The 21,037-nt window shown below is 66.2% G+C and carries 16 protein-coding genes; 1 reads left to right on the top strand and 15 read right to left on the bottom strand.

The genetic code is table 11. The features are described 5' to 3' along the window. Window positions 1–29: 29 nt before the first annotated feature. Window positions 30–920, bottom strand: a complete 891-nt coding sequence (locus Q8L25_RS11990; protein WP_308925035.1) for a ChaN family lipoprotein — start codon at window positions 918–920, stop codon at window positions 30–32. A gap of 178 nt (window positions 921–1,098) precedes the next feature. On the opposite strand from Q8L25_RS11990, the gene Q8L25_RS11985 reads away from it, so the two are divergent. Next, window positions 1,099–2,508 carry an FAD-linked oxidase C-terminal domain-containing protein gene (locus Q8L25_RS11985; protein ID WP_308925034.1) on the top strand — a complete coding sequence of 470 codons (1,410 nt, stop codon included), beginning with the start codon at window positions 1,099–1,101 and terminating at the stop codon, window positions 2,506–2,508. A 15-nt stretch (window positions 2,509–2,523) separates the two neighbouring features. On the opposite strand, the gene tssA is transcribed toward Q8L25_RS11985, so the two are convergent. The 14 genes from tssA to tssH all read right to left on the bottom strand — a co-directional run bounded on the left by tssA (window position 2,524) and on the right by tssH (window position 21,037). Continuing rightward, window positions 2,524–3,759 (bottom strand): type VI secretion system protein TssA, encoded by a 1,236-nt coding sequence (tssA, locus tag Q8L25_RS11980; RefSeq protein WP_308925033.1) that lies wholly within the window; start codon window positions 3,757–3,759, stop codon window positions 2,524–2,526. Between the two features lie 11 nt (window positions 3,760–3,770). Next, the gene (locus tag Q8L25_RS11975; protein ID WP_308925032.1) at window positions 3,771–4,397 is read right to left on the bottom strand and encodes a formyltransferase family protein; all 627 of its coding nucleotides are present in this window, start codon (window positions 4,395–4,397) and stop codon (window positions 3,771–3,773) included. 46 nt (window positions 4,398–4,443) lie between these two features. Beyond that, the gene (locus Q8L25_RS11970) at window positions 4,444–8,601 is read right to left on the bottom strand and encodes a type VI secretion protein IcmF/TssM N-terminal domain-containing protein (RefSeq protein ID WP_308925031.1); all 4,158 of its coding nucleotides are present in this window, start codon (window positions 8,599–8,601) and stop codon (window positions 4,444–4,446) included. 21 nt (window positions 8,602–8,622) lie between these two features. Next, window positions 8,623–9,396 carry a DotU family type IV/VI secretion system protein gene (locus tag Q8L25_RS11965; RefSeq protein ID WP_308925030.1) on the bottom strand — a complete coding sequence of 258 codons (774 nt, stop codon included), beginning with the start codon at window positions 9,394–9,396 and terminating at the stop codon, window positions 8,623–8,625. Window positions 9,397–9,400: 4 nt separating this feature from the next. Then, a complete protein-coding gene (gene tssK, locus Q8L25_RS11960; RefSeq protein WP_374694262.1) occupies window positions 9,401–10,690 on the bottom strand; it encodes a type VI secretion system baseplate subunit TssK in 1,290 nt (429 codons plus the stop codon). Window positions 10,691–10,764: 74 nt separating this feature from the next. Further along, entirely contained in the window at window positions 10,765–11,301 is a 537-nt protein-coding gene (locus Q8L25_RS11955) for a hypothetical protein (RefSeq protein WP_308925028.1), read from the bottom strand. A gap of 23 nt (window positions 11,302–11,324) precedes the next feature. Then, window positions 11,325–12,755, bottom strand: a complete 1,431-nt coding sequence (locus Q8L25_RS11950; RefSeq protein WP_308925027.1) for a cation:dicarboxylate symporter family transporter — start codon at window positions 12,753–12,755, stop codon at window positions 11,325–11,327. A gap of 7 nt (window positions 12,756–12,762) precedes the next feature. After that, window positions 12,763–14,031: a dicarboxylate/amino acid:cation symporter gene (locus Q8L25_RS11945; protein ID WP_374694301.1), complete on the bottom strand. Its 1,269-nt coding sequence runs from the start codon at window positions 14,029–14,031 to the stop codon at window positions 12,763–12,765. 28 nt (window positions 14,032–14,059) lie between these two features. Further along, window positions 14,060–14,935, bottom strand: a complete 876-nt coding sequence (locus Q8L25_RS11940; RefSeq protein ID WP_308925025.1) for a transporter substrate-binding domain-containing protein — start codon at window positions 14,933–14,935, stop codon at window positions 14,060–14,062. Continuing rightward, entirely contained in the window at window positions 14,932–15,180 is a 249-nt protein-coding gene (locus tag Q8L25_RS11935; RefSeq protein WP_308925024.1) for a hypothetical protein, read from the bottom strand. Before Q8L25_RS11935 ends, Q8L25_RS11940 begins: the two co-directional genes overlap by 4 nt. A gap of 46 nt (window positions 15,181–15,226) precedes the next feature. Next, on the bottom strand, window positions 15,227–15,613 hold the full coding sequence (locus tag Q8L25_RS11930; protein WP_308925023.1) for a DUF4280 domain-containing protein: 387 nt from the start codon (window positions 15,611–15,613) through the stop codon (window positions 15,227–15,229). Next, entirely contained in the window at window positions 15,614–16,249 is a 636-nt protein-coding gene (locus Q8L25_RS11925) for a toxin-antitoxin system YwqK family antitoxin (RefSeq protein ID WP_308925022.1), read from the bottom strand. Between the two features lie 100 nt (window positions 16,250–16,349). After that, window positions 16,350–18,341, bottom strand: a complete 1,992-nt coding sequence (locus Q8L25_RS11920) for a type VI secretion system tip protein TssI/VgrG (RefSeq protein WP_308925021.1) — start codon at window positions 18,339–18,341, stop codon at window positions 16,350–16,352. Then, window positions 18,338–21,037, bottom strand: coding sequence for a type VI secretion system ATPase TssH (tssH, locus tag Q8L25_RS11915; RefSeq protein WP_308925020.1), 2,700 nt, complete (start codon window positions 21,035–21,037; stop codon window positions 18,338–18,340). Before tssH ends, Q8L25_RS11920 begins: the two co-directional genes overlap by 4 nt.

Here is a 21,037-nt window from a genome sequence, read left to right as displayed (position 1 = left end):
AAGAGCTTGCTGGGGGGGATGGGAAATACTTACTGTACGTCGGCGGCGGACGCTGGCGTGAACCACGCGAAATCGGCCTGCTCGCGCGTCACTGTGGCGCCCTGTTGCGCCAGGATCAGCACCAGCGGCGCGGGGCCGCCCGTCAGGTCCCGCACATGCAGCGGCACGCCCACATCCTTGGCCGCATGGTAGGCGCCGGCGATCAGCAGGGCCGGCGCGGGCGCGGCCAGCAGGCGCTCGGCCATGCGGCGGTCGCGCTGCTGCTGCACCGACAGCATGGCGGCAAGACGCGGCGCATCGATCTGGTTGTCGTGCATGACGCGGATGAGGTCCTGGAGCCTGGCGTGCACTTTGGCATCGTTGGCCAGGTTGGAATACTTGCCCTGCACGCCAGGCCGGTCGACAAACAGCTGCTTGATTTCACTGCGGTCCAGGTTGGCAGACCAGACCGGGTACGGCGCGCGCATCACCGTCATGACCAGCTCGCCATATTGCCGCCACTGCCAGCCCGGTTGCCAGGCCAGCAGTTCGGCCACATGCTCGGGACGCACCACCGGGTCCGTCCGCAGCCAGGGCTGGACCTTGTCCACCTTCGCCTGCTGATCCGGGTTCAGCATTTCCAGCAGCACGCTGCCTTGCGGACGCTGGCCCTGCAGCTGCAGCGCCAGCCATTGCTCGATCCGGTGGTGGCTCAGTTGGTCGTGCTGCTCGCCGACGATCACGCGCGGCGCGGCCGCCAGTTGCGCCAGCAGCTGGCCGGCTTCGATGCGCTGGCCGCTGCGCAAGTCGATGATATCGCCGGCAGGATGTGGCGCTTGCGCGAAGACAACCGCGTCGGCGCCGCCAGCGGCAGGAGCAAGGGCGCCGCAAGCGCTCAAGACCAGCGCACCGCCCAACAGCAGGAAAACAGATAATTTCATCGATCAGCTTTCAAAAAATGACATGCAACAACAATAACCGGCATCATTCTATTAGAAATGATTCTCATTTACAATTGAAACAATACGTTACAGCAATTTTTTTTACAGCTGGCAAAAAAACCGACCTCAGGGGCAAGGCAGCCTGGGAGTAAAATCAGGAAAATAACGGAGGACACACGTGACGCACACCGACCAACTGGCGGCCCTGAAACGGCCACTACCCGAAACGCTGGCTGCCGTACTGGCCCTGATCTTCGCCGACCGCTACAGCACCACGCAGGCGATGCGCGAGCACCATGGGCGCGACGAATCACGCTACGATGCCATGCTGCCCGACGCCGTGATCTTTGCCCATTCCACCGAGGAAGTGGCGGCCGCCGTCAAGCTGTGCGCCGCGCACGGCGTGCCGGTGATCGCCTGGGGCAGCGGCACTTCGCTGGAGGGCCATGTGCTGGCCCTGCATGGCGGCGTCTGCATCGACCTGTCGCAGATGAACGCGATGGTGGCCGTGCACGGCCAGGACCTGACGGCCACGGTGCAGGCCGGCGTCACGCGCAAGCAGCTCAACGAGGAAATCCGCGACACCGGCCTGTTCTTCCCGATCGACCCGGGCGCCAACGCCTCGCTGGGCGGCATGGCCGCCACGCGCGCCTCGGGCACCAATGCCGTGCGCTACGGCACCATGCGCGAAAACGTGCTGGCGCTCACCGTCGTCACGGCCGACGGGCGCATCATCAGGACCGGGACGCGGGCGAAAAAATCGTCGGCCGGCTACGACCTGACGCGGCTGTTTGTCGGCAGCGAAGGCACCTTGGGCATCATCACGGAAGTGACGGTGAAACTGTACCCCTTGCCGGAAGCCATTTCCGCCGCCGTCTGCTCGTTTCCCGGCACGGGCTCGGCCGTCAACGCCGTGATCCAGACCATCCAGCTGGGCGTGCCGGTGGCGCGCGTGGAGTTTCTTGACGAAAACGGCGTGAAAGCCATCAACGCCTACGACAAGCTGGCGCTGCCGGAAAAACCGCTGCTGCTGTTTGAATTCCACGGCACGCCGGCCAGCGTGGCCGAGCAGGCGCAGCTGGTGCAGGAGATTGCGGCCGAACACGGCGCCAGCGGTTTCGAATGGGCCAGCCGGCCCGAAGAGCGCTCGCGCCTGTGGGCCGCGCGCCACAACGCCTATTTTGCGCTGCTGCAACTGCGCCCGGGCAGCCGCGCCATTTCCACCGATTGCTGCGTGCCGATTTCACGGCTGGCCGAGTGCATCCTGGCCACCAGGGATGACTGCGAACGCGCCGGCTTGACCTACGCCATTATCGGCCACGTCGGCGACGGCAATTTCCATGTGCAGATGCTGGTCGACCCAGGCAATCCGGTGGATATCGCGCGCGCCGAACAGGTCAACAGCGACATGGTCACACGCGCCATCGGCATGGACGGCACTTGCACCGGCGAGCACGGCGTGGGCATGCACAAGATGGATTTCCTGGTGGAAGAACATGGCGCGGACGCGATCGACACCATGCGCGCCATCAAGCATGCGCTGGACCCGAACAACATCATGAATCCAGGCAAAATTATCAGCTGGTAGCCCGTCCGCTGGCAACTATTCCTTCAGGCCCAGCACATTCGCCAGCCGATTCAGGTCGCCCTCTTCGCGGATGATTTCCGCCATCAATTCGGGCAGCGGCATGCTGCCCCATTTGACGGCGCGCCGCAGCAGGTAGGGCGTCGGGCTGTGCGGTTCGACCGCGCTCAGGTAATCGGCCAGCGACTCCAGCGTGGCATACGCTTCCTTGCGGTTCTTCCAGCCCGAACTGGCCACGCCGGCCTTGGCCGGCGCGCTTTCGGCCACCTCGCCCAAGGGCGGCAAGTCTACACTGTCGCTGTCTTGCGGCATGATGTCATCCTCTGTTGGTTCCACGATCAATTGCGCCATCACCCGTTCATACGCCACCAGCGTGCCCTTCAGCTTGGACAGGTTGGGCGAACGCGAGCCCAGCTGTATCTCGACAAAGGCCATCATGGTTTCCAGGCAATTCAGGCAGCGCTTGATGATCTCGCGCTTGAGCGCCATCTCGCGCCCCAGCCGCTGGTGCGCATACGCCACCACGTCGGCGCGCGTCAGCGGCGCGTCGTCGCCGCCACCGGGCTTGTCGGTGGTGTGGCCGGGGCCGGCCAGTTCCACCGCGATCAGCCGTTCCCAGTCGATCAGGGTCAGCACGGGCGGCTTGCGCCCGGCAATCTTCAGCAGCGGCACATGCAGGCGCAAGGTGGCCGACAGCGACGCGTTGAGCCACTCGAGCGGCGCGATGCGGGCGTCCTCGTCATTGTCCTCGATCATCGGGTGCAGCGGCTCCCACAGTTGCCGCACCAGCCGGTCGATCAGGCTCAGGCCCCGGTACAGGCCGTCGAAACCGCCCTGGCGCACCCAAGCTTCGAGCAGCCAGGCGGCGATCTGCAAATCCTTGGAGCGGGTGCTCAGCATCGTCACGCAGCGCGCTTCGATCAGGGGCCAGTCGGCCCGTTTCAGCGGACGTTCCCAGTTACCCATCGGCAAGCTGGGATCATCCTCTTCGCGCAGCAGCCGGACCTCGGTGAAGATCGGATCGTAGCGCAGCGCCGGCCCGCAAGGCAGCTCTTCGCTGAGAGGCTGGAGCAACATGTCCAATTGATCCTGGTGCGCATGGCTCATCAGGGAAATCGGTATCGGCAAGCTGGGAGGATTCATAGGAGCCATCGGTGTCGGGAAAGCGGGGTCGCGCTCCTCGGTAATGAGCAGGCGCGCCTTGTCGTACAAGTTGCGCAAATTGCTGCTGATACTGCTTTTCGGTGTCGCCATGGTGGTCGCGCCTAGCCGAGCATCTTGTTCAGTTCGCTGGCAAAAAACTTGGCGGCGATCGGCGACGACAGGCGGTGCAGATCAACCACCGTCGCGCCAGGCGGGAAATAGATTTTTTCCGACAAGCCCAGCAGCCTGCCCGTATCAAAACCATCATCGACTTCGTGCAGCGCGATCGAGACATGGTCCGACTTATCGTCGAGCAAGGCCTTGAACGGGTTCGGCCCCGCATAGTGCGACGGCCAGCCATCGTCGATGCACGGATGCAGGTTGTAGAAGCCGAGCGAGGGAAACTCGAACAGGCGAGCGTCGATGCGCTGGCCGAAGGTGGCGGCGATGCACACGTCGGGCCGCCATTCCTGTTCATACATATGATAGAACTCGGGCGTCTTGACCCTGCCCTTGTAGGCGAGCAAGCCGTGCGCCGCCGCCAGTTCCTCGACCATGGTTTCCTCCTCGCGCGCATGCGGATACGCCCACACGCGCCGGTCGCGGCTGATGTGGCCGGACTGCACATCGTCGGTGGCCACGCCAACCACGCGCACCTTGCTGGCCAGCGGTCCCTTGAGCAACTCGCTCAAGACGTGAAAGCCGCGGTGAAAACTGCCGAAAACGGCAATGCGTATTTCGTCCGTCATAGATGATACGTCCTTAAGATGGGAGGATTGCAAATCATGAAATGGTTTACCACGCCGTCACCCTGGCCGGGAAAACGCCGGGCCAGGCCAGCGGCGCGCGCTTGCCCGGCGGGCTGACGCTGACCCGGATAAAGACCCTGGCGCGCGTATCGCGGGTGGCGATACGGGCGCTGTCGCTGACGGCCGTCATCGGAAACTCGAAGCGCAGCAGTTGCGAACGCGAAGCCGACGATGACGGCGCGCCCGCTTCGCGGTAGGCAGACACGAAACTCAGCAGCGCCCAGGCATCGTTGAAGCGGTAGCTGACGGTGCGTTCCTCGACGCTCATGCCCGGGTGCCCGGGCTCGGCCTTCGGCATCACCGGGCCATCCTGGGCCACGCGCAAGGTCAGCGCCACCGCCATGCCCGGCTCCCAGCGCAGCGGGCGCGGCGTGTCGCGCTGGCGCAGCGTCTGGCCGCCGATGGTGATGGCCCAGTCGATGATCTTGTTGCCGTCGACTTCGGCGGCGGTATTGGCGCGGAAATCGACACTGACATCCATGCCGCCGGGCTGCCCCTCCTCGCCCTGGTACAGGGGGGCCAGGAAATCGCGCACTTTTTGCATCTGCTCGTCGGACCTGCGCACCTCCTGCGTCGCCGCCGGACGCGCCGTATCGCGCTCGGAAGACGGCGCCAGGGCGCGCGCACGGTCGAACAATTTCAAGGTGGCGACGACATCGTCGACGGCCGCCGGCGTGCGTTCGCCGCCGCCCTTGGCCGCGCTGTCGGCGCCGGGGGCGCGGAACGGCGCACGGTTGGCCAGGTCGCGGTTGAAGGCGTCGGCAAAATTGTTCCAGGCATCCTGGTAGCCCTTCACCGTCAATTCGCGGCAGCGCGCATACAAGCCCGATTGCAGCAGTTGCAAGCGCTCGGAAAACAGGTCGACGCCACGCCGCTGGGCCGCGCCGCGCGGCAGCTTGTCGAGACAATTGCCGAACTCCAGCTCGGACGAACCGCTCAGCACGAATTGCTCCAGCGACATCAGGCTGCTGGTCGGGCTGCGCAGCCGGTAGCGGCTCAGGTCGGCCACGCTGGCCTGCCAGCGCGCCACCAGCGGATTGCCCGCGTGGGCGCCGCCCAGTTGCAGCAGCAGCGCTTCGGCGTCCTTGTGGATCGCTTCGATAAACGATTGCTGTTGCGCCACATAGGCGTTCAGGCCGGCCGGATCGCTGGCGCCAAAGGCGTGCAGCAGCGGCGCTTTTTCGCCGTTCCAGTCGCGGAAGGCGCGGTCGCGCGGCACGTAGACCTGGGCCCGCGTCAGGGTGTCGTCGAGCAGTTGCAAACGCGACAGCGCATCGGTGGCCAGGATGCGGCTCAGGGTATCGGCCGTATCGATGGCGCCGACATCCTGCAGCCAGGCCCGCATGCGCAGCGCGCGGCCGCGGTCGAGTTCGCTGGCCGGCGCCTGCAGCTCACGCGGCGAGACGAAATACGCCTGCGAGATCAGATCGCGCGCCGTTTCCACCAGGCCCGCATCGGCGAACGCCGCGGCGGCGCCATGCAGTGCCACCGGGAACTTGGGCAGCAATTCGGTCTGGAAACGCTTGCGCGCCTCGCCCAGCGCCAGCACCTGCTCCAGCCGCGCCTGGTCCCAGCTGACGGTGGCGCCCGGCGGCACGTCGGGGAAGCGGATCTGCGTATTGAACTTCATGTAGGGCTGCGACAGCAGGTTGTTCAAGGCGTCGAGCAAGGCCTTGCGGTCCGGCGCGAAAGCCCACTTGGCGTTGCTGTCGGACCATTCCAGGCCCGAACTGAGGCCCTGGATCAAACGGTCCGATTCCAGGGTCGCATCCCAGGCCGAGGTAAATTGCATGAAGCCCTGTTCGGCCTGCTTGCGCGCGTCGTCGGCCGGCCCCTTGCCCAGCAAGGTCAGCGATTCCATGCGCTGCAGCAGGCTGTCCCAGGCCGGCCCCAGCGCCAGCGCGTTGCTGTGCATCCAGGCGCCCTTGCCGGCCACCAGATACGTTTCCTGCGAGCGCAGGGCGGTGCGCAGGTTTTGCCAGACCAGCAAGGTGGCGGCCGGATCGGCGATTTTGGTGCTGGCGTCGACCAGTTCCATCGAGCCGGCGCCGATGGCCTGCTCGGCCCGCAGCAAGCCGTTGTCGACAAACAGGCGGCGAGTGGTGCTCTTCATGGCCAGGCGCATCGAGCAGGCGGCCGCTTCCTGCAGCGGCTCCATCGACAGCGAGGCCATGTTTTGCGAGACCTGGCGGAACAGCGCCGCGGTGCGCGCCGGATTGCCGCTCAGTTCGAAACCGAACACCATGCGCACCACCAGCGCCAGGTCGTCGCCCGAAGCCGGCCCGGAACTGGGCGACTTGAGCCGCATCATCGCCTGCAGCAGTTTTTCCAGCTGTTCCAGGCGCGCCATATAGTCCAGCGTGGCGCCGAATTCGGGCAGGTCCTCGACATTCAGGGCGTTCGTCACGGCGCCCGTGTTCTGGTGCCAGCGGGCCGGCAAGGTGCATTGCGCGCCGATGATCAGGCTGCCCGAGACCGGGTCCAGCGGCACCCCGGTCAGCTCGCTGACGCGCGCATACGCGGCGCGGCGCAAGGGGTCGAAGGCATTGTCGGCAAAGCCTTTTTCCATGCGCCATTGCAGCCGGTCATGCAGGCCGTCGAACCAGGGCCAGGAGCCGGGCATGGCCAGCGAGCCCATGTGGGCCGCGCCCATGCGTTCGATATTGAGCAGCGCGTCGAGCGCGTGCTGGCGGTTCTGCGCCAGGTCGAACACCTGGCGGTTACCGGCCAGGTTGCCCGCGTTGGCGTCCATATTGTGCAGGTAGCCGACCACGTCGCGCGCCAGGTAATGCAGCCTGGTCGCGCCGATGCCCATGCCGATCACCCATACCACCGGCACGCCCACCAGGCACCAGCGCAGCACGCGGTTCATGGCCGGACGGCGCATGCGCTGCGACGAGGACGAGCGCAACAGCCCGGCCTCGGCAAAGATCTTGCGTTCGAAGATATCGCGCAAGAAGGCCGGCATCGCATTGAGCTGGTCCGCCTGCAGGGCCGGCGCGGCGCTGGCGATGGCGCCGCTGCCGTTCCAGGCCAGCTCGTCGCCCGGCACCGGGATCGGCTCCGGCGCTGCCGGCATGGCGTAGGCCAGCGAGGCCAGCGGGTCCTGGGCATCGTTGCCGCTGCCCAGCAGGACGGCGGCGTCGCTGCAGTCGCCCGTCAGATAAATGCCGCGCAGTAAAAACGGCTCGTGATAGGCGCTCGGCCGCATCAGTTCTTCGGCAAACAGCTTCAGGCCGGTGCGCAGGCGTTCGACCTGGGTCGGCAGCAAAAAGTAGGCGCTGCTGTCGGAACCGGCCGGTTCCAGCGCGCACAGTTCGGCGCCGCTGTTCGACAGGCTGCGCACGATGTCGTTCATGGCGTGGTCGACCCATTGCGCCTGGAACGGCGCCGACAATTCATATGGCGACGACCAGCCCAGCATCGAGCGGCGCAGCGGCTCGGGCAGCGCGGCGGCGAAACGGGCGAAGCCGGGTATGGTTTCACAGTCGGCGATGGCGATATAGATCGGGAAGCGCAGCGCCAGCCGGTTTTGCGCCAGCCACAGGCGGCGGTGGATGGCCTTGGCGCGCGCGATCAGGTCGAGGTGGGCCTGGCCGTCGGTATCGAAGAAGGCGGCGGCCGGGATCGCCAGCACGATGGCGTCGAACGGCCGGTCGGGACGGTAGTTGCGGCACAGCCCGAGGAAGTCGTCCCAGGTATTGTTGCCGCCCGGGCCTTCGCCATCGGGCGAGCCCAGGTATTCCGACTGCAGCTGGATCGCCACGCCCTGGTCGAAGAAATTCCAGTTGATGCCCTGGCCGCGCGCGGCCAGGGTGCTGTCGGCGCTGAGCGCGCTTTGCAGGCCGGACTGCACCAGCGGCAATTCGCGGCCCTGCTTGCCCTCGTTCAGGACCAGGGTCCAGCTCAGGTTGTAGCGTTCCGCGCGCGCCGCGATATTGTTTTCAATCAGCTCGACCGCCACGCGGAAGGACTGCTTGAGCGAATCGGCGCTGAGCAGGCGCGGCTGTTCGGCCGCCGGCTTGTCGGCCTGCTGCGCGCCCTTCATGGCCGCCCAGATCACCACCGCCAGCAGCAGCAATACCAGCAAGGTCAGGCCCAGCAGAGTGACAATGGCTATCTTATCCGATAAAAAACTAAACACGATGAGGTCCCCGCAGGCCGATCATAAGGATACCGCCAGGGCGGTGCGTACGGGCCACGACAGCCACAACCACAACAGCTCGGAAATGCCCAGCAAGGCCAGGAATCCCACCACCGCGATCAGGCCCAGCCGGCTGAAGCGCGGCAAGCGGCCCGCCGTCAGGTGCGCCAGGGTATTGGCGTAGGCCTGTTCCGACAGGGTGCGGTCGCGCCCCTGCAGGTCGGCCGGGCGCTGGTAGACGAACTGGAACAACTCACGCCGGTACTCGGCGATCTTGTCCTGCGGCTGGCCGCGGTAGCGGCCCTGGAAACCGAGCGACAGCAGATACAGGTACAGCCGGCCCAGGTTGCGACGCGACGCTTCGCGGTCGCGCAGCAGCTGGTCCAGGTCGTCGAACACCCGTTCGCCGGCAAAGCTCGATTTGTACAGGGTCGCCTCGACCAGCACATGGCGCCAGTAGGTGCGCCCGACCCATTCGGTATTGAGCAGCACTTCGTCGGCCAGCGCCGCCTTCAGGAAGCGGCCCTGCACCTCGGCTTCGATGCCGGCATGGCCGCCGATGCGGCGCGCTTCGAGCGTCTGCAGCTCGATCATCTGGCACAGCTGGCGGCTGAGCGCTTCGGCGGCCGGCTTGGCTTCGCCTTCGGTCAGCCGCGTGACGGCCTGCGCGGCGCGCGCCAGCACTTCGTAGAAATCGCGGAACTGCACCGACGCCAGGTCGACGCCTTCGGTATTGGCGCCGCTCCATGTATTGCCCGTCGACAGGGTATTGGCCGGACTGGTTGATTTGCTCACGCACTCATCCTTTTATGAACAACACCACTTCCTGCGGGCGCTGGGCCAGCAGGCTTTCATTGGGATTGCTGATCAGCAGGGGCTGGTCAGGCACGATGAATTGCTCGGACAACTCGATGCTGAACAGGGTGTAGCCGCTGCTGGCGCGCAGGCCCAGCTCTTCGGCGACATCGATCTTCATGCGCGCCGCGCCGCTGACCCTGCGGTCCGTCAGCGAGGTCCACACGGTTTTCGAACCGATCGCCGCGCCGCGCATCCATTGCATCGCCTCGCTTTCCGGCCGGCCGCGCAAGCCGACCACGATGCGGCTGCCGGCCAGCCATTCCGGCTGCACGTCGAGCGCAAACACCTTGCCGTCGAATTCGAAGGTGCAGGTCTTCCATTCCTGGCTCACTTCGGCGACCAGGCTGGACAAGGCCGTCAGCACGGTATCGAACATCGCCGCGCTGTCGCCATGGTCGTAGGCCGGCGGCATCAACGGCACGGCGCCGGGGCGCAAGGTGGTCAGCGCGCCAAGCTGGGCGCACAGCGCCAGGTACAGCGGCAGCGGCTGCACCACCGGGCACGAGGAGACGGCTTCGAGCAGGGGCAAATTGAGGATCAGGCTGGCCAAGCGCGACTTCTGTTCCAGCAGGTTGAGCCGGTCTTCGGTGCGCGACGACGGCTGCGCGGTCTGGCGCGCCAGGAACAGCGCCTTGCTGCGCATCTGCGTGGCCAGTTCGCGCGCGCGTTTCAGGATCGGCGCCTCGGCCGGCACTTGCAGCATGGCCGGCAAAAAGGCGCCACGGCGCACGATCTCGTTGACCTTGTTGACGGTCATCAGGCGCAGGCTGGCGTAGCCGAACGACGGCAGCGCGTCGGCCATCAGCGCCAGGTTGACGGCCATGCGCGGCACGGTGGCCGGCAGCGCCTCGGACACTTCATCCTCCACCGGCGCGCTCTCGATGCCACGGAACATCGCCGGCTGGCCCGGCTGGCGCAGCGAGCGCGTATTACCCAGCACCAGGTAGACGTCGACATCGCGCTGCGTCATCTCGCCGTCCCATGGCGCCAGTTCCAGCTTCAGTTCCATGTCGCGCACCTGCGCGGTGCTGGCGTCGTAGCTGACCGCCATGCCGTTCGGCAAAATCGCTTCCAGCCGCAGCACGCTGACGGTGCCGGTGCTGAGCCGCGCCTCGTCGATCACCAGCTCGCGCACGCCCCAGCCGTAAGGATTGGTGGCCACGGTTTGCCAGGCCAGCAGGGTGTCGATGCGCGCGCCTTCCTGCTGGAAGTGCTGCGGAGTCAACAGCATGCCTTCATGCCATTGGATGCGGTTCAAAAGTTGAGTTGGAATCATTGTGGTCGTTTCATCATCTGCTGTATCTGCTATTGCGCCGCGCCGGGCCTGATTTCGCCCGCTTCGAAGCCCTGGGCGCCAAGCCGCACCACATAGCCGGAAGCGGACAGCAGCAGCCTGGCGCGGTGTTCGCCCGGGGTGGCGTAACTGGCGTACACCAGCGCCGCCCAGCCCTTTTCCGAACGCCACAGCTTGTCGTTGAGCTTGATGCTCTGCGACGGCACGATTTCATAGGAATACACGGTCAGCGCATCGGGAAAACTGCGGCGCACATCGGCACGGGTGGCGAACCATTTGGAGGCCGGCATCGCCAGCAAGGATTCGAGCACGGCGGCGTCGCGCACCAGCACCACGTCCACCGCCAGCGCGCTGTTGTCATTGGCGTCGTCGGACGCCTGCAGGGCCAGGGTCTTCCAGTCCGGCTCGACCGGCTTGGGACCCAGTCCCAGCAGCGCGCCGGCGCCGGAGACCACGCCGCAGCCGTTCAGCACGCCGGCCAGCATCAACATCAGCACGCCGCGGCGCATCGGCGCCGGTTGCGCCATCGGGCGGGAGTTCCATGTCATAGTTGTTCGATCAAAAAAAGTCATCAGGAAGCCGCATACAGCCCAAAGCCGACGCCTGCGCAGAACACGCCTGCCAGCGCAATCGACGCCAATACAAAAAACAGCATCATCTGTTTGCGGCTGAACACCAGCTTCAGCGTCGCCGGTTGCCATGCCTCTGAAACTTGCCCGAAGTTAATATACAGACCATCCGCAACCAGTGCAATCAAGGCTGACGATATCAGCAGGGAAAGCAGGTTGCGCGGTCCTTCGCACAACACCTCGACCAGCAAAAACACCGGCAAGACGGCCTCCAGCGGCAGGCCCAGCGAGGCCATCACGAACGTGCCCAGCACCAGCGACTTGACGCCGGGAATGCCCACCGACCACAGCGCGGCGGTCCACGACAGCACGCAGATCAGGGCCACATCGGCGGCGGCCAGCGGGTGATGGTAAAGATTGGCGATGAAGATCGCCAGCATCGAGAAATACATCGCCTCGCCGGCCTTCAGGAAGACCGGCGCGATCGGTGTGCACAGCTCCACCAGGGCGCGGTTGAAACCGAGCTGGCCGCTCATGACCTGGATAAAGCCGGGCACGGCGGCCGTCGCCACCGGCGAAAACAGGCAGACCGTGATCGGCTCGCGCAGCGCCACCAGCACCGGCCACGGCGCTTTTTTCAGGCGCCAGCAGATCACGCCCAGCGCCATCGCGCACACCAGCAGCGCCGCGGCCAAAAAGGCGAGCAGGAAGCCGCCCAGCAGCAAGATGGTTTCCATGCCGGCGGTGGCGGTGGCCGCGCCGGCCAGCACGAAGGCCGCCAGCGGCAGCAAGGTGTTGAAACGGTGCACCAGCGATTCGAGCGCGCGGTAGATGCCTTCGAAGATGGCGCCGAGGGCATTCGCGCGCGCTGGCGCCTGCACCGCCACCGCCGCGCCGAAGCACAGCACGCCGACCAGCACCGCCGGCGCCGGGCCATAGGCCAGCACGCCGAACAGATTGTCCGGCACCAGCGCCGATACGTTCCAAGTGGCGGCCTCGGCCTCGCGGCCGCGCATCGCCATCGCAAAGCCCGGTTCGGAATCGAGCGCCAGCTTGCCCAGTTCGGCCACCTGCGCCGTCGACATGTGCGAGCCGGCGGACGTCAGGCCGGCCACCAGCGCGCCGATCACCGTGCACAGCAGCATGGCCAGCAAGGCCATCAGCACCAAACGCAGCAGCAGCTTGCCAGCATCCGGCACGCTGGGCAGGCGCTGCACGCCAAAATACACGGCCAGGATGACGAAGGGAAAGGCGGCCATCTGGATCAGCGACAGGTACAGCGTCGACAAGGCCGACAGCCACGGCGCGCTGCCCGGCGTCAATGCGCCCAGCGTGCCACCCAGCAGTACCATGCCCAGCATGACGACCGGATGGCGGACGATTTCGCCGATCTGGATGGTGGTCGGCTTGATGGCGGAAGGCATGGGAAACATGGGCGGCCTAGAGTTTGACGGGCTGGGCGCAGATCGCCGCCACCGAGGCGCAGCTGCCGATGACGGTGACGGCCGTGCGCGCCATTGAGCAGATCGGATCGACCGCCGCCAGCAGCACGAAGGCCGCCTCGAACGGCAGCGACAGATAGGCGCAGATGGTGCCCACCAGCGACACCGTGACGATGCCGCTCATGCCGGCCGCGGCAAAACCCGACAGCACCGACACCAGCGCCAGCATGCACAGGTCGTACGGCGACAGCGTGCGGCCGTACAGCGCGGCGATGAACAGGGTGGCGCAGACGAAATAGGCGATCGCGCCGACGCGCAGCAGTGAAATGCTCAGCGGCACCAGCAGTTCGACGCGCGAACGGGCAAACTGCAGCTGGCGCGCCAGCGCGTCGACCATCGCCGGCATGCAGGTGGCGCTGTTGTTGGTGGCCACGCTGAGGGCGAACGGTTCGCGCATGGCTTTCAGCACCACCGCATACGGCACCACGGCGCGGCGGCTGATGACCGACATCGCCAGCGCCAGCAGCAGCACGCAGATGAACAGGAACACGAAGACGAAGCCGGCCATCGCGCGCAGTGGCTGCAGGCCGGACTCGGCCACCTGGCTGGCCGCCATGCAGAACAGGATCAGCGGCACCGGCAGGTTGACCCAGCGCGTCAGGGTCTGGCAGGCCAGGTAGATGGTTTCCAGCGCCTCGTTCAGACCTGTGGAAATGCGGTTCGGCACCCTGCCCGCCGCCAGCCCGAACAGCAGCGCGAACACCAGCGCCTTCAAGGTTTCGCCATTCGCCAGCGAGGCGAAGATATTTTGCGGAATCAGCGACTGCAGCACATCCTGCACGCTGCTGGCGTACACCGGCTCGTCCATGCTGCGCAGCGACATGCTGGCATTGCTGCTGTCGCCGTCGGCGCTGACGATCTTGCCCAGCGCGGCGCGCGTCTCGGCCGGCATCTCGCCGCCGGGGCTGACCAGCAGCCCGGTGGCCACCGACAGCGCCGCCGTCAGCAGCGACGCGGCCAGGAACACCACCACCACGCGCTGCAGGATGCGGCTGGCGCCGCCTTCACGGTACAGGCTTTGCAGGCTGAAAATGACGGCCGAAATCATGAACGGCAGCACGATCATCTTCAGCAGGTCGACATACACCACGCCGACCAGGCCCAGCATTCTGGACGGGCCCGGCAAGGCCCAGCCGGCCAGGCCGCCGGCCAGCACGCAGGCCAGCACGGTCAGGGGATTGAGCGCCCATTTCTGGTAACGCCGCATGGTCACGGGAATATCCATGGGTGCGCTCTTATTTGATCGATTTGAGCACACTGCTGACGGTGGGCTTGTCGGGCCACTGCGCAATGACTTCGTTGACAAAGGCCAGCATGGTGGTGTCGCGGATGCCCACCATCACGCGCAGCGGCGACTCGAGGTCGTCAAAGGTGACGGTGCGCAGCGACAGCGCCAGGCTCGGGTCGCTGCGCACGATCTGCATCACTTCCAGCTCGTCGCGGTAGGCGGCCACCACCTCGCCCGCCTTGGCCGCCCTGACCACTTCGGCCCAGGTCTTGTAGCGCACCAGGGTCGCCCGCGGAAAATTGCGCTTGCCGAACTCTTCCCACGAGGAGTCGGCGATCACGCCGATGCGTCCGCTGAAATTGCGGATCACCTGCGGCAGCGGCTGGTCGCCGGCCAGCGTGGCAAAGCGCACGCGGTTGATCAGCAAGGCATGGCCGAGCCGCATGTAGGTATCGGAAAACTGCACCACCTGGCTGCGCTTGAGCGTGCGCGCCATGCGGCTGATGCCCAGGTCGGCCTGGCCCGACGCCACCGTGTCGGCCACCGCGTCAAACGTGGTGGCGCTGCGGTCGAACCGTACCGGCACCGCCAGCGCGGCGGCGATGCGCCTGGCCAGGTCGACATCGGTACCGACCAGGGCGCCGTTCCTGACCGAAAAGAACGGCGGATTGTCGATCGCCAGCATGGCCACCACCAGTTCTCCCTGGCTGACGACACGCGCGATATCGGGCGCCAGCATGCGACCGTCCGGCACCTTGACCAGCGGAGAAATGCGCGCCGGCGCCACTGCGGCGGGCGCGGCCGGGGCGGCGGCCAGCGCCGGCGCCGACAACAAGGTCCAGCCCAGGCTTAGCGCGGCCACGAAGTAATACACGTGCTTCATGGCGCCACTTTCTGCAGCTCGCGCACGGGCGCGGCCAGCGGTGCCGTGGCGGCGCCGAGACGCTGTTCCACGCGCCGTTCCGCACGCTGCTCGGCCTGGTCGACCAGGCGGCCCTCCACCTGCGGCGCCGGCGCGCTGCTCTTGCCGACCTGGTAGCCGAGCGCGAACAGCAGCACCATCAGGGCGATGGCGGAAAAGATCGCCAGCGAGATCAAACGTGGCGTGAGGGAAAATTTGTAGTTCATGTCGGGCATTCTTGGTCAGGATGGTTCAAACTTGGGCGGCCGCGCTTCACGGCACGGCAACGGTAAATTGGCCGGGCATCGTGACGCCGATCACGCCGCCCCACATGCACATCAGCTTCGATGAATTGTTCAGCGCCGGCATATTGCCCAGCAACACGGTCGGCGAACCGGGCACCCACGGCGCCATCGTCATCGGGATGCACGGCATCGGCGTCGGCACGCCCAGCGCGGCGGCGGTGGCGGCGATCACCATCGGATTCGACATCGACATGCACATGCCGAAAGGCAGCACGTTCATCATCGGCTTGCTGTCCATGATGTTGGCGTCCGGCACGCCGGTCAGCACCAGGTTCATCGGCAACACCATCATCGAGCCCGGCGCCGCGCCAAAGGTACAGGTCAGCATTGCGCCCATGCATACTTGTTGTCCCATTCATTGACCTCTCACCAGTTTTTGTATGCGCTCCAGCAAGGCCGGCGTCGCCTCGTTGTTGTCGGTGCGGCGCCCCTTGGCGTCGAAACGCGCCGGCGCCCCCACCAGCTTGCCGTCCTGGTAATGCACTTCTTCCATCAGGGTGCCGTCGGGCCAGTAGCGGCGCAGCGGGCCGTGCAGCAGGTTGGCGCGGTACACGCAGGCCTGCACCACGCTGCCTTCGGCGTCGTAGTCGACCGAGGCGCCCTCGAGCAGGCCGCCCTGGTACACCGACTTGCGCACCAGTTGCCCCTGGTGGAAAAATTCGGCGGGGCCGTGGATCTGGCCTTCGAGCAGATGCAGCCTGGACGTCAGGTTGCCCGCCTCGTCATACGACAGCGCCGGCCCACTGGCCACGCCCTTGACCATGGTCTGGCGCGACACGCAGCGGCCATGCACATACACCTCCATCGGCCCGTGCGCCAGGCCCTCGCGAAACTGCGACTTCTGCACCGGCAGGCCGTCTTCGTCGAACACCGCCATCGGGCCGTGCATCTTGCCGTGCTCGAAAAACGTCTTGACCAGCAACTGGCCCTGCGCGCCGAACTGTTCCAGCGGGCCGTGCAGCACGCCGCCGCGCATCGTGCAGCGCTGCACCAGGCGGCCGTCGTCGGCGTGCTCTTCGACCAGCAGATCGGTCTCTGGTGACGAGCTTGGCGGCGCGGCGCCGGCGCCCGCTGATGGATGGGTGTCGATATCAGTTCACCTTCGCCAGGGCGCCCTTGAGCGTCAGCATGGCGCCGGCCTCGACGGTTTGCATCGCGTCGGCCTTGCTGTTGATGATGGGCGCCTTGCTGTCGAGCTGCACGCCGCCCTGGTTCAGCAGTTTCATGCCGGCCTTGTTGGTCAGGTTGGTGCCCGCTTCGTTGATCATGGTGGTGCCGCCCTTGGCGCTGTAGGCGGTACCGGCCTTGGCCGTCAGCGAGGTGCTGGCGTCGAGCGTGATGGCCGCGCTGGACGTGATGGTGATGCCGCCCGTCACGGTGATGCTGAGCTTGCCGTCGATCGTCAGCGCATAGTCGCCCGTCACCTTGTGGGTAAAATCGGCGCCGCTGGTGTGGCTTTCGTCGCCGTCGATCTTCAGCGTGCGGGTGGCCTTGACGTTGTGGATTTCCTTGCCCTTCTGCACGTCGACCGTGCGGTCGCCTTCCTGCAGGGTATGGATTTCGGCGCCCTTCTTGATGGTCGTCGTCAGCGCGTCCTCGATCTCGGTCAGCATGTCCTTTTGTGCATGCAGGTACAGCTCTTCGGCGTCCTTCTTGTCCTCGAAGCGCAACTCGTTGCCGGCCGTGCCCTGTTTCGACGAGCGGCTGCGCAGGATGCTCTGGGTCTGGTTGGCCGGCAGCGTGGCCGGCGTGGCGTTTTCGCCGTTGTAGACCGAGCCGGTCACCAGCGGCCGCTCCGGGTCGCCGTTCAGGTAGGTCACCACCACCTCCTGGCCGATGCGCGGCAGGACCAGTGCGCCGAAGCTGTTGCCGGCCATCGATTGCGCCACCCGCAGCCAGGTCGAACTCTTGTCGTCCTTGACGCCGTCGCGGTCCCACGGAAACTGCACCTTGATGCGGCCGTATTTGTCGGTCCAGATTTCTTCGCCGCTGGGGCCCACCACCAGCGCCGTCTCGCAGCCGACCGCGCGCGGGCGCGCCGTCTGCACCGGCGGGCGAAACGGCACGGTGGCCGGAAACGCCTCGAAGGAATTGGTGTACAGCTCGTCGCGCGCAGTATGGTGCACGCGGCGCAGCACGAAAGCCGCGTTCAGCGAGGTGACGAAATGCTCGGACAGGGTGAACTTGCAGCCGGCGCGGAAGGGGTAGCAAAAACTGTCGCCGCGCAGCACTTCGGCATTCACCTGGCTGGCCTCGACGCGCAGCTTGGCCAGCGCCGTGGCGGCGGCGACGGCCAGGTGGCCGGTGGCGAATTCGTACACTTCGCCCTTGCCGCCGGTGGCCGAATGCGTGCCTTCGAGCGAGGTGCTGGGCTTGATGAAATCGTAGTCGTTGACGGTCGCCTTCTTCACCGCGATGGTGTTCTCCCAGGCGAAGCGCGAGACCGTGTCGATCGCGTTATACATGCCGGTGCGCGGAAAGAAGCGCACCGCGGCGCCGCCGGCGCAATCGGCGAAGGCGGCGCTGGCGTCGGCCAGCACCATGGTGTGGCCGCTGCTGGTAAACGTGAAAAAGTAAAAGATGCCGGCCTGCTCCATCAGCCGGCTGATGAAGTCGAAGGCGGTCTCGTCGTACTGCACGCAGTAATCCAGGGCCGCATAGGTCTGCGTGGTCTGGTCGTCGAAGGTGATGGAAAAGTCGCCCAGCACGGCGGCGATGATTTGCGTGACGCTCTTGGCCTGGTAGATCTTGCGGTCGCGCGACAGGGTCAGCAGCCACAGCATCGGCACCAGTTCCGCTTCGTAGTTGGCGAAGTCGCGGTCGTAGCCGCTCTGGATAAAACGCGACACCATGCCCGTGATGTAGCGCGTGGTGCCGCCCTCCAGGGTCATGGTCACCGTCACGCTCTTGCCGACGATGGTGGCGGCGGCGAGGCTGGTGCTGCTCGACCGCATGTGCAGGTGGAACTTGAACAGTTCCGAAATGCCTTCGCTGCCTTCGACGGCGTCGAGCAGCAGGTCGTCGGCGCCGAATGGCGACTTGACCGACAAGAAGCCGCTCGCCTGCGTGAAGCCGGTCCTCATGCCGCTCCCGCCGTGCCCGCCGGCGCGCGCTGCGGTTCGTCGCGGAAGACGTAGCGGAACTGCTGGTCGGGGCCGACGCTCATGTGCACCGCCGTGAACGGTTTGAGCAGCGACATGCGCTCGAGCACCAGGGACGACAGCAGCGGCAGCACCGATTGCGTGAGGATGAAATCGATATTGCGCGCGCCGCTGTCAACTTCCGTGCAGCGCGCCGTGACGACCTCGGTGACATGATCATCCCAGGTGAAGCGGGCGTGGTGGTTTTCCTTGAAGCGCGCGGCCAGCTTGGCCAGCTTCAGGTCGACGATATTGCGGATCTGCTCGTCACCGAGCGGATAGTAGGGCACCAGCACCAGGCGCCCCAGAAAGGCCGGGCTGAACTGGCCCAGCAGGGCCGCGCGCAGCTGCTCGGTCAGCTGCGGCACGTCGGGCCGCTGGCCGCCCGCGCAGGCCTGGGTGATGACGTCCTGGGCCGCATTCGAGGTCAGCAGGATCAGGGTATTCTTGAAGTCGATCGAAATGCCTTCGCCATCCTCCATGGTGCCCTTGTCGAACACCTGGAAGAACATCTCGAGCACGTCGGGGTGGGCCTTTTCCATTTCGTCGAGCAGCACCACGCTGTACGGCCTGCGGCGCACCGCCTCGGTCAGCACGCCGCCCTTGCCGTAGCCGACATAGCCGGGCGGCGCGCCTTTCAGGCTGGAGATCGAATGGGCTTCCTGGAACTCGGACATATTGATGGTGACCATATTGCGCTCGCCGCCATACAGCATGTCGGCCAGCGCGAAGGCGGTCTCGGTCTTGCCCACGCCGCTGGGGCCGACCAGCATGAACACGCCCACCGGTTTGCCCGGGTCGTCCAGTTCGGCGCGGAAGGTGCGCACGCGGCGCGCGATCGCGTCGAGAGCCTGGTCCTGGCCGACCACGCGGTCCGACAAGCGCTCCTTGAGCTGCAGCACGGTATGGATTTCATCGGCCATCATCTTGCCGACCGGGATGCCGGTCCAGCCGGAGATGACGTCGGCGACGATGCGCGAATCGACGCACACCGGCACCAGCGGTTCGTCTTCCTGGATCGTTTCCAGGCCTTTTTGCAGGCGCTGCAACTGCGCGCCGCGCGAGCCGCGCTCCTCTTCGTCGATCACGCCGCCGGCCTGCGCGCTATCGGCGGCAATCGCGCGGCGCAGCGCCAGGATCTCGTCGACCGCGCCGCGTTCCTCGGCCAGCTTGGCCGTCAAGGTGGCCTGGCGCTTGCGCAAGGCGGCCAGCTGCACGCCCAGCTTGGCGATCGCCTCGCCGCGCTCCTCGCCGCGCGCATGCTGGCGCCGCGCGATCTGCAACGCTTCGTCCGCCAGCACGATATCGTGTTCCAGCGCTTCGAGCTGCGGCGGCGCCCCGGCCTGGCCCACGGCGACGCGCGCGCAGGCCGTGTCGAGCACGCTGATCGCCTTGTCGGGCAGCTGGCGCCCGCTGATATAACGGTGCGACAGGCGCACCGCGTCCATCACCGCCTCATCGAGGATTTCCACGCCGTGGTGCTGTTCCAAGGTGGCGACCATGCCGCGCAACATGCCGACGGCCGCATCGGGCTCCGGTTCCTCGACCTTGACGACCTGGAAGCGGCGTGCCAGCGCGGGGTCGCGCTCGACGTATTTCTTGTATTCGGCCCAGGTGGTGGCGGCGATGGTGCGCAATTCGCCGCGCGCCAGCGCCGGTTTGAGCAGATTGGCGGCGTCGCCCTGCCCTTCCATGCCGCCCGCGCCAATCAGCTGGTGCGCCTCGTCGATAAACAGGATGATGGGCGTGCTCGATGCCCGCACTTCGGCGATCACCGATTTCAGGCGATTTTCGAATTCGCCCTTGATGCCGGCGCCGGCCTGCAGCAGGGCCAGGTCGAGCGAGCGCACCACCGCGTTGGCCAGCGACGGCGGCACCAGGCCCTGCGCGATGCGCTGCGCAAAACCTTCGACGACGGCGGTCTTGCCGACGCCGGCCTCGCCGGTGAGAATGGGATTGTTCTGGCGCCGGCGCAGCAGGATATCGACGATCTGGCGGATCTCGGCGTCGCGGCCACGGATCGGATCGATGGCGCCGGCGCGCGCCTGCGCCGTCAGGTCGACCGTGTACTGGTCGAGCGCCGGCGTCTGGCCCGCCGCAGCGGACACGCCAGGCGCAGCGGCGACGCTGGCGGCGGCTACCGGCGTGCCGGCCTGGCCGGCGTCTTCGGCCGACTCGGCCAGCAACGCCGCCAGTTCGTTTTTCAGCTGCTCGCGCGGGATCTTCAGCAATTCCGGCGCGCTGTCGATCAGCATGCCGCGCAGGCTGTCCACTTCCAGCATCGCCAACAGGATCGTGCCCGAGCGTACCTGCTGTGCGCCCAGCAGCAGGGAACCCAGGGTCCAGGCCTGCTGGAACAGCGCGATGAAATGGGCCGACAGCGCCGGCGTGCGGCCATTGCCGCGCTTGTAGCCATCCATGCTGTGCTGCAGCTGTGCCGTGACCGCGCTGTCGTTGACGCCAAAGCGGCGCAGGATCACGCCGAAGTCGGGCGCCTGCGCCTGCAGCAGCGCGAACAGCAGGTGCTCCAGTTCGACATTGAACTGCGTCTGCCGCACGCACAATTCGGCCGCCTCGCCCATGGCGCGCTTGCATTCGGGATTCAACTTCAGTAACAGCGTGCGGATATCGATGTCCAT

Origin of the sequence: Janthinobacterium sp. J1-1 (assembly GCF_030944405.1) — a bacterium.
Classification (GTDB): domain Bacteria; phylum Pseudomonadota; class Gammaproteobacteria; order Burkholderiales; family Burkholderiaceae_D; genus Janthinobacterium.
The sequence above is the reverse complement of the archived record's forward strand: the minus strand, read 5'-3'. Positions and strand labels throughout refer to the sequence as shown.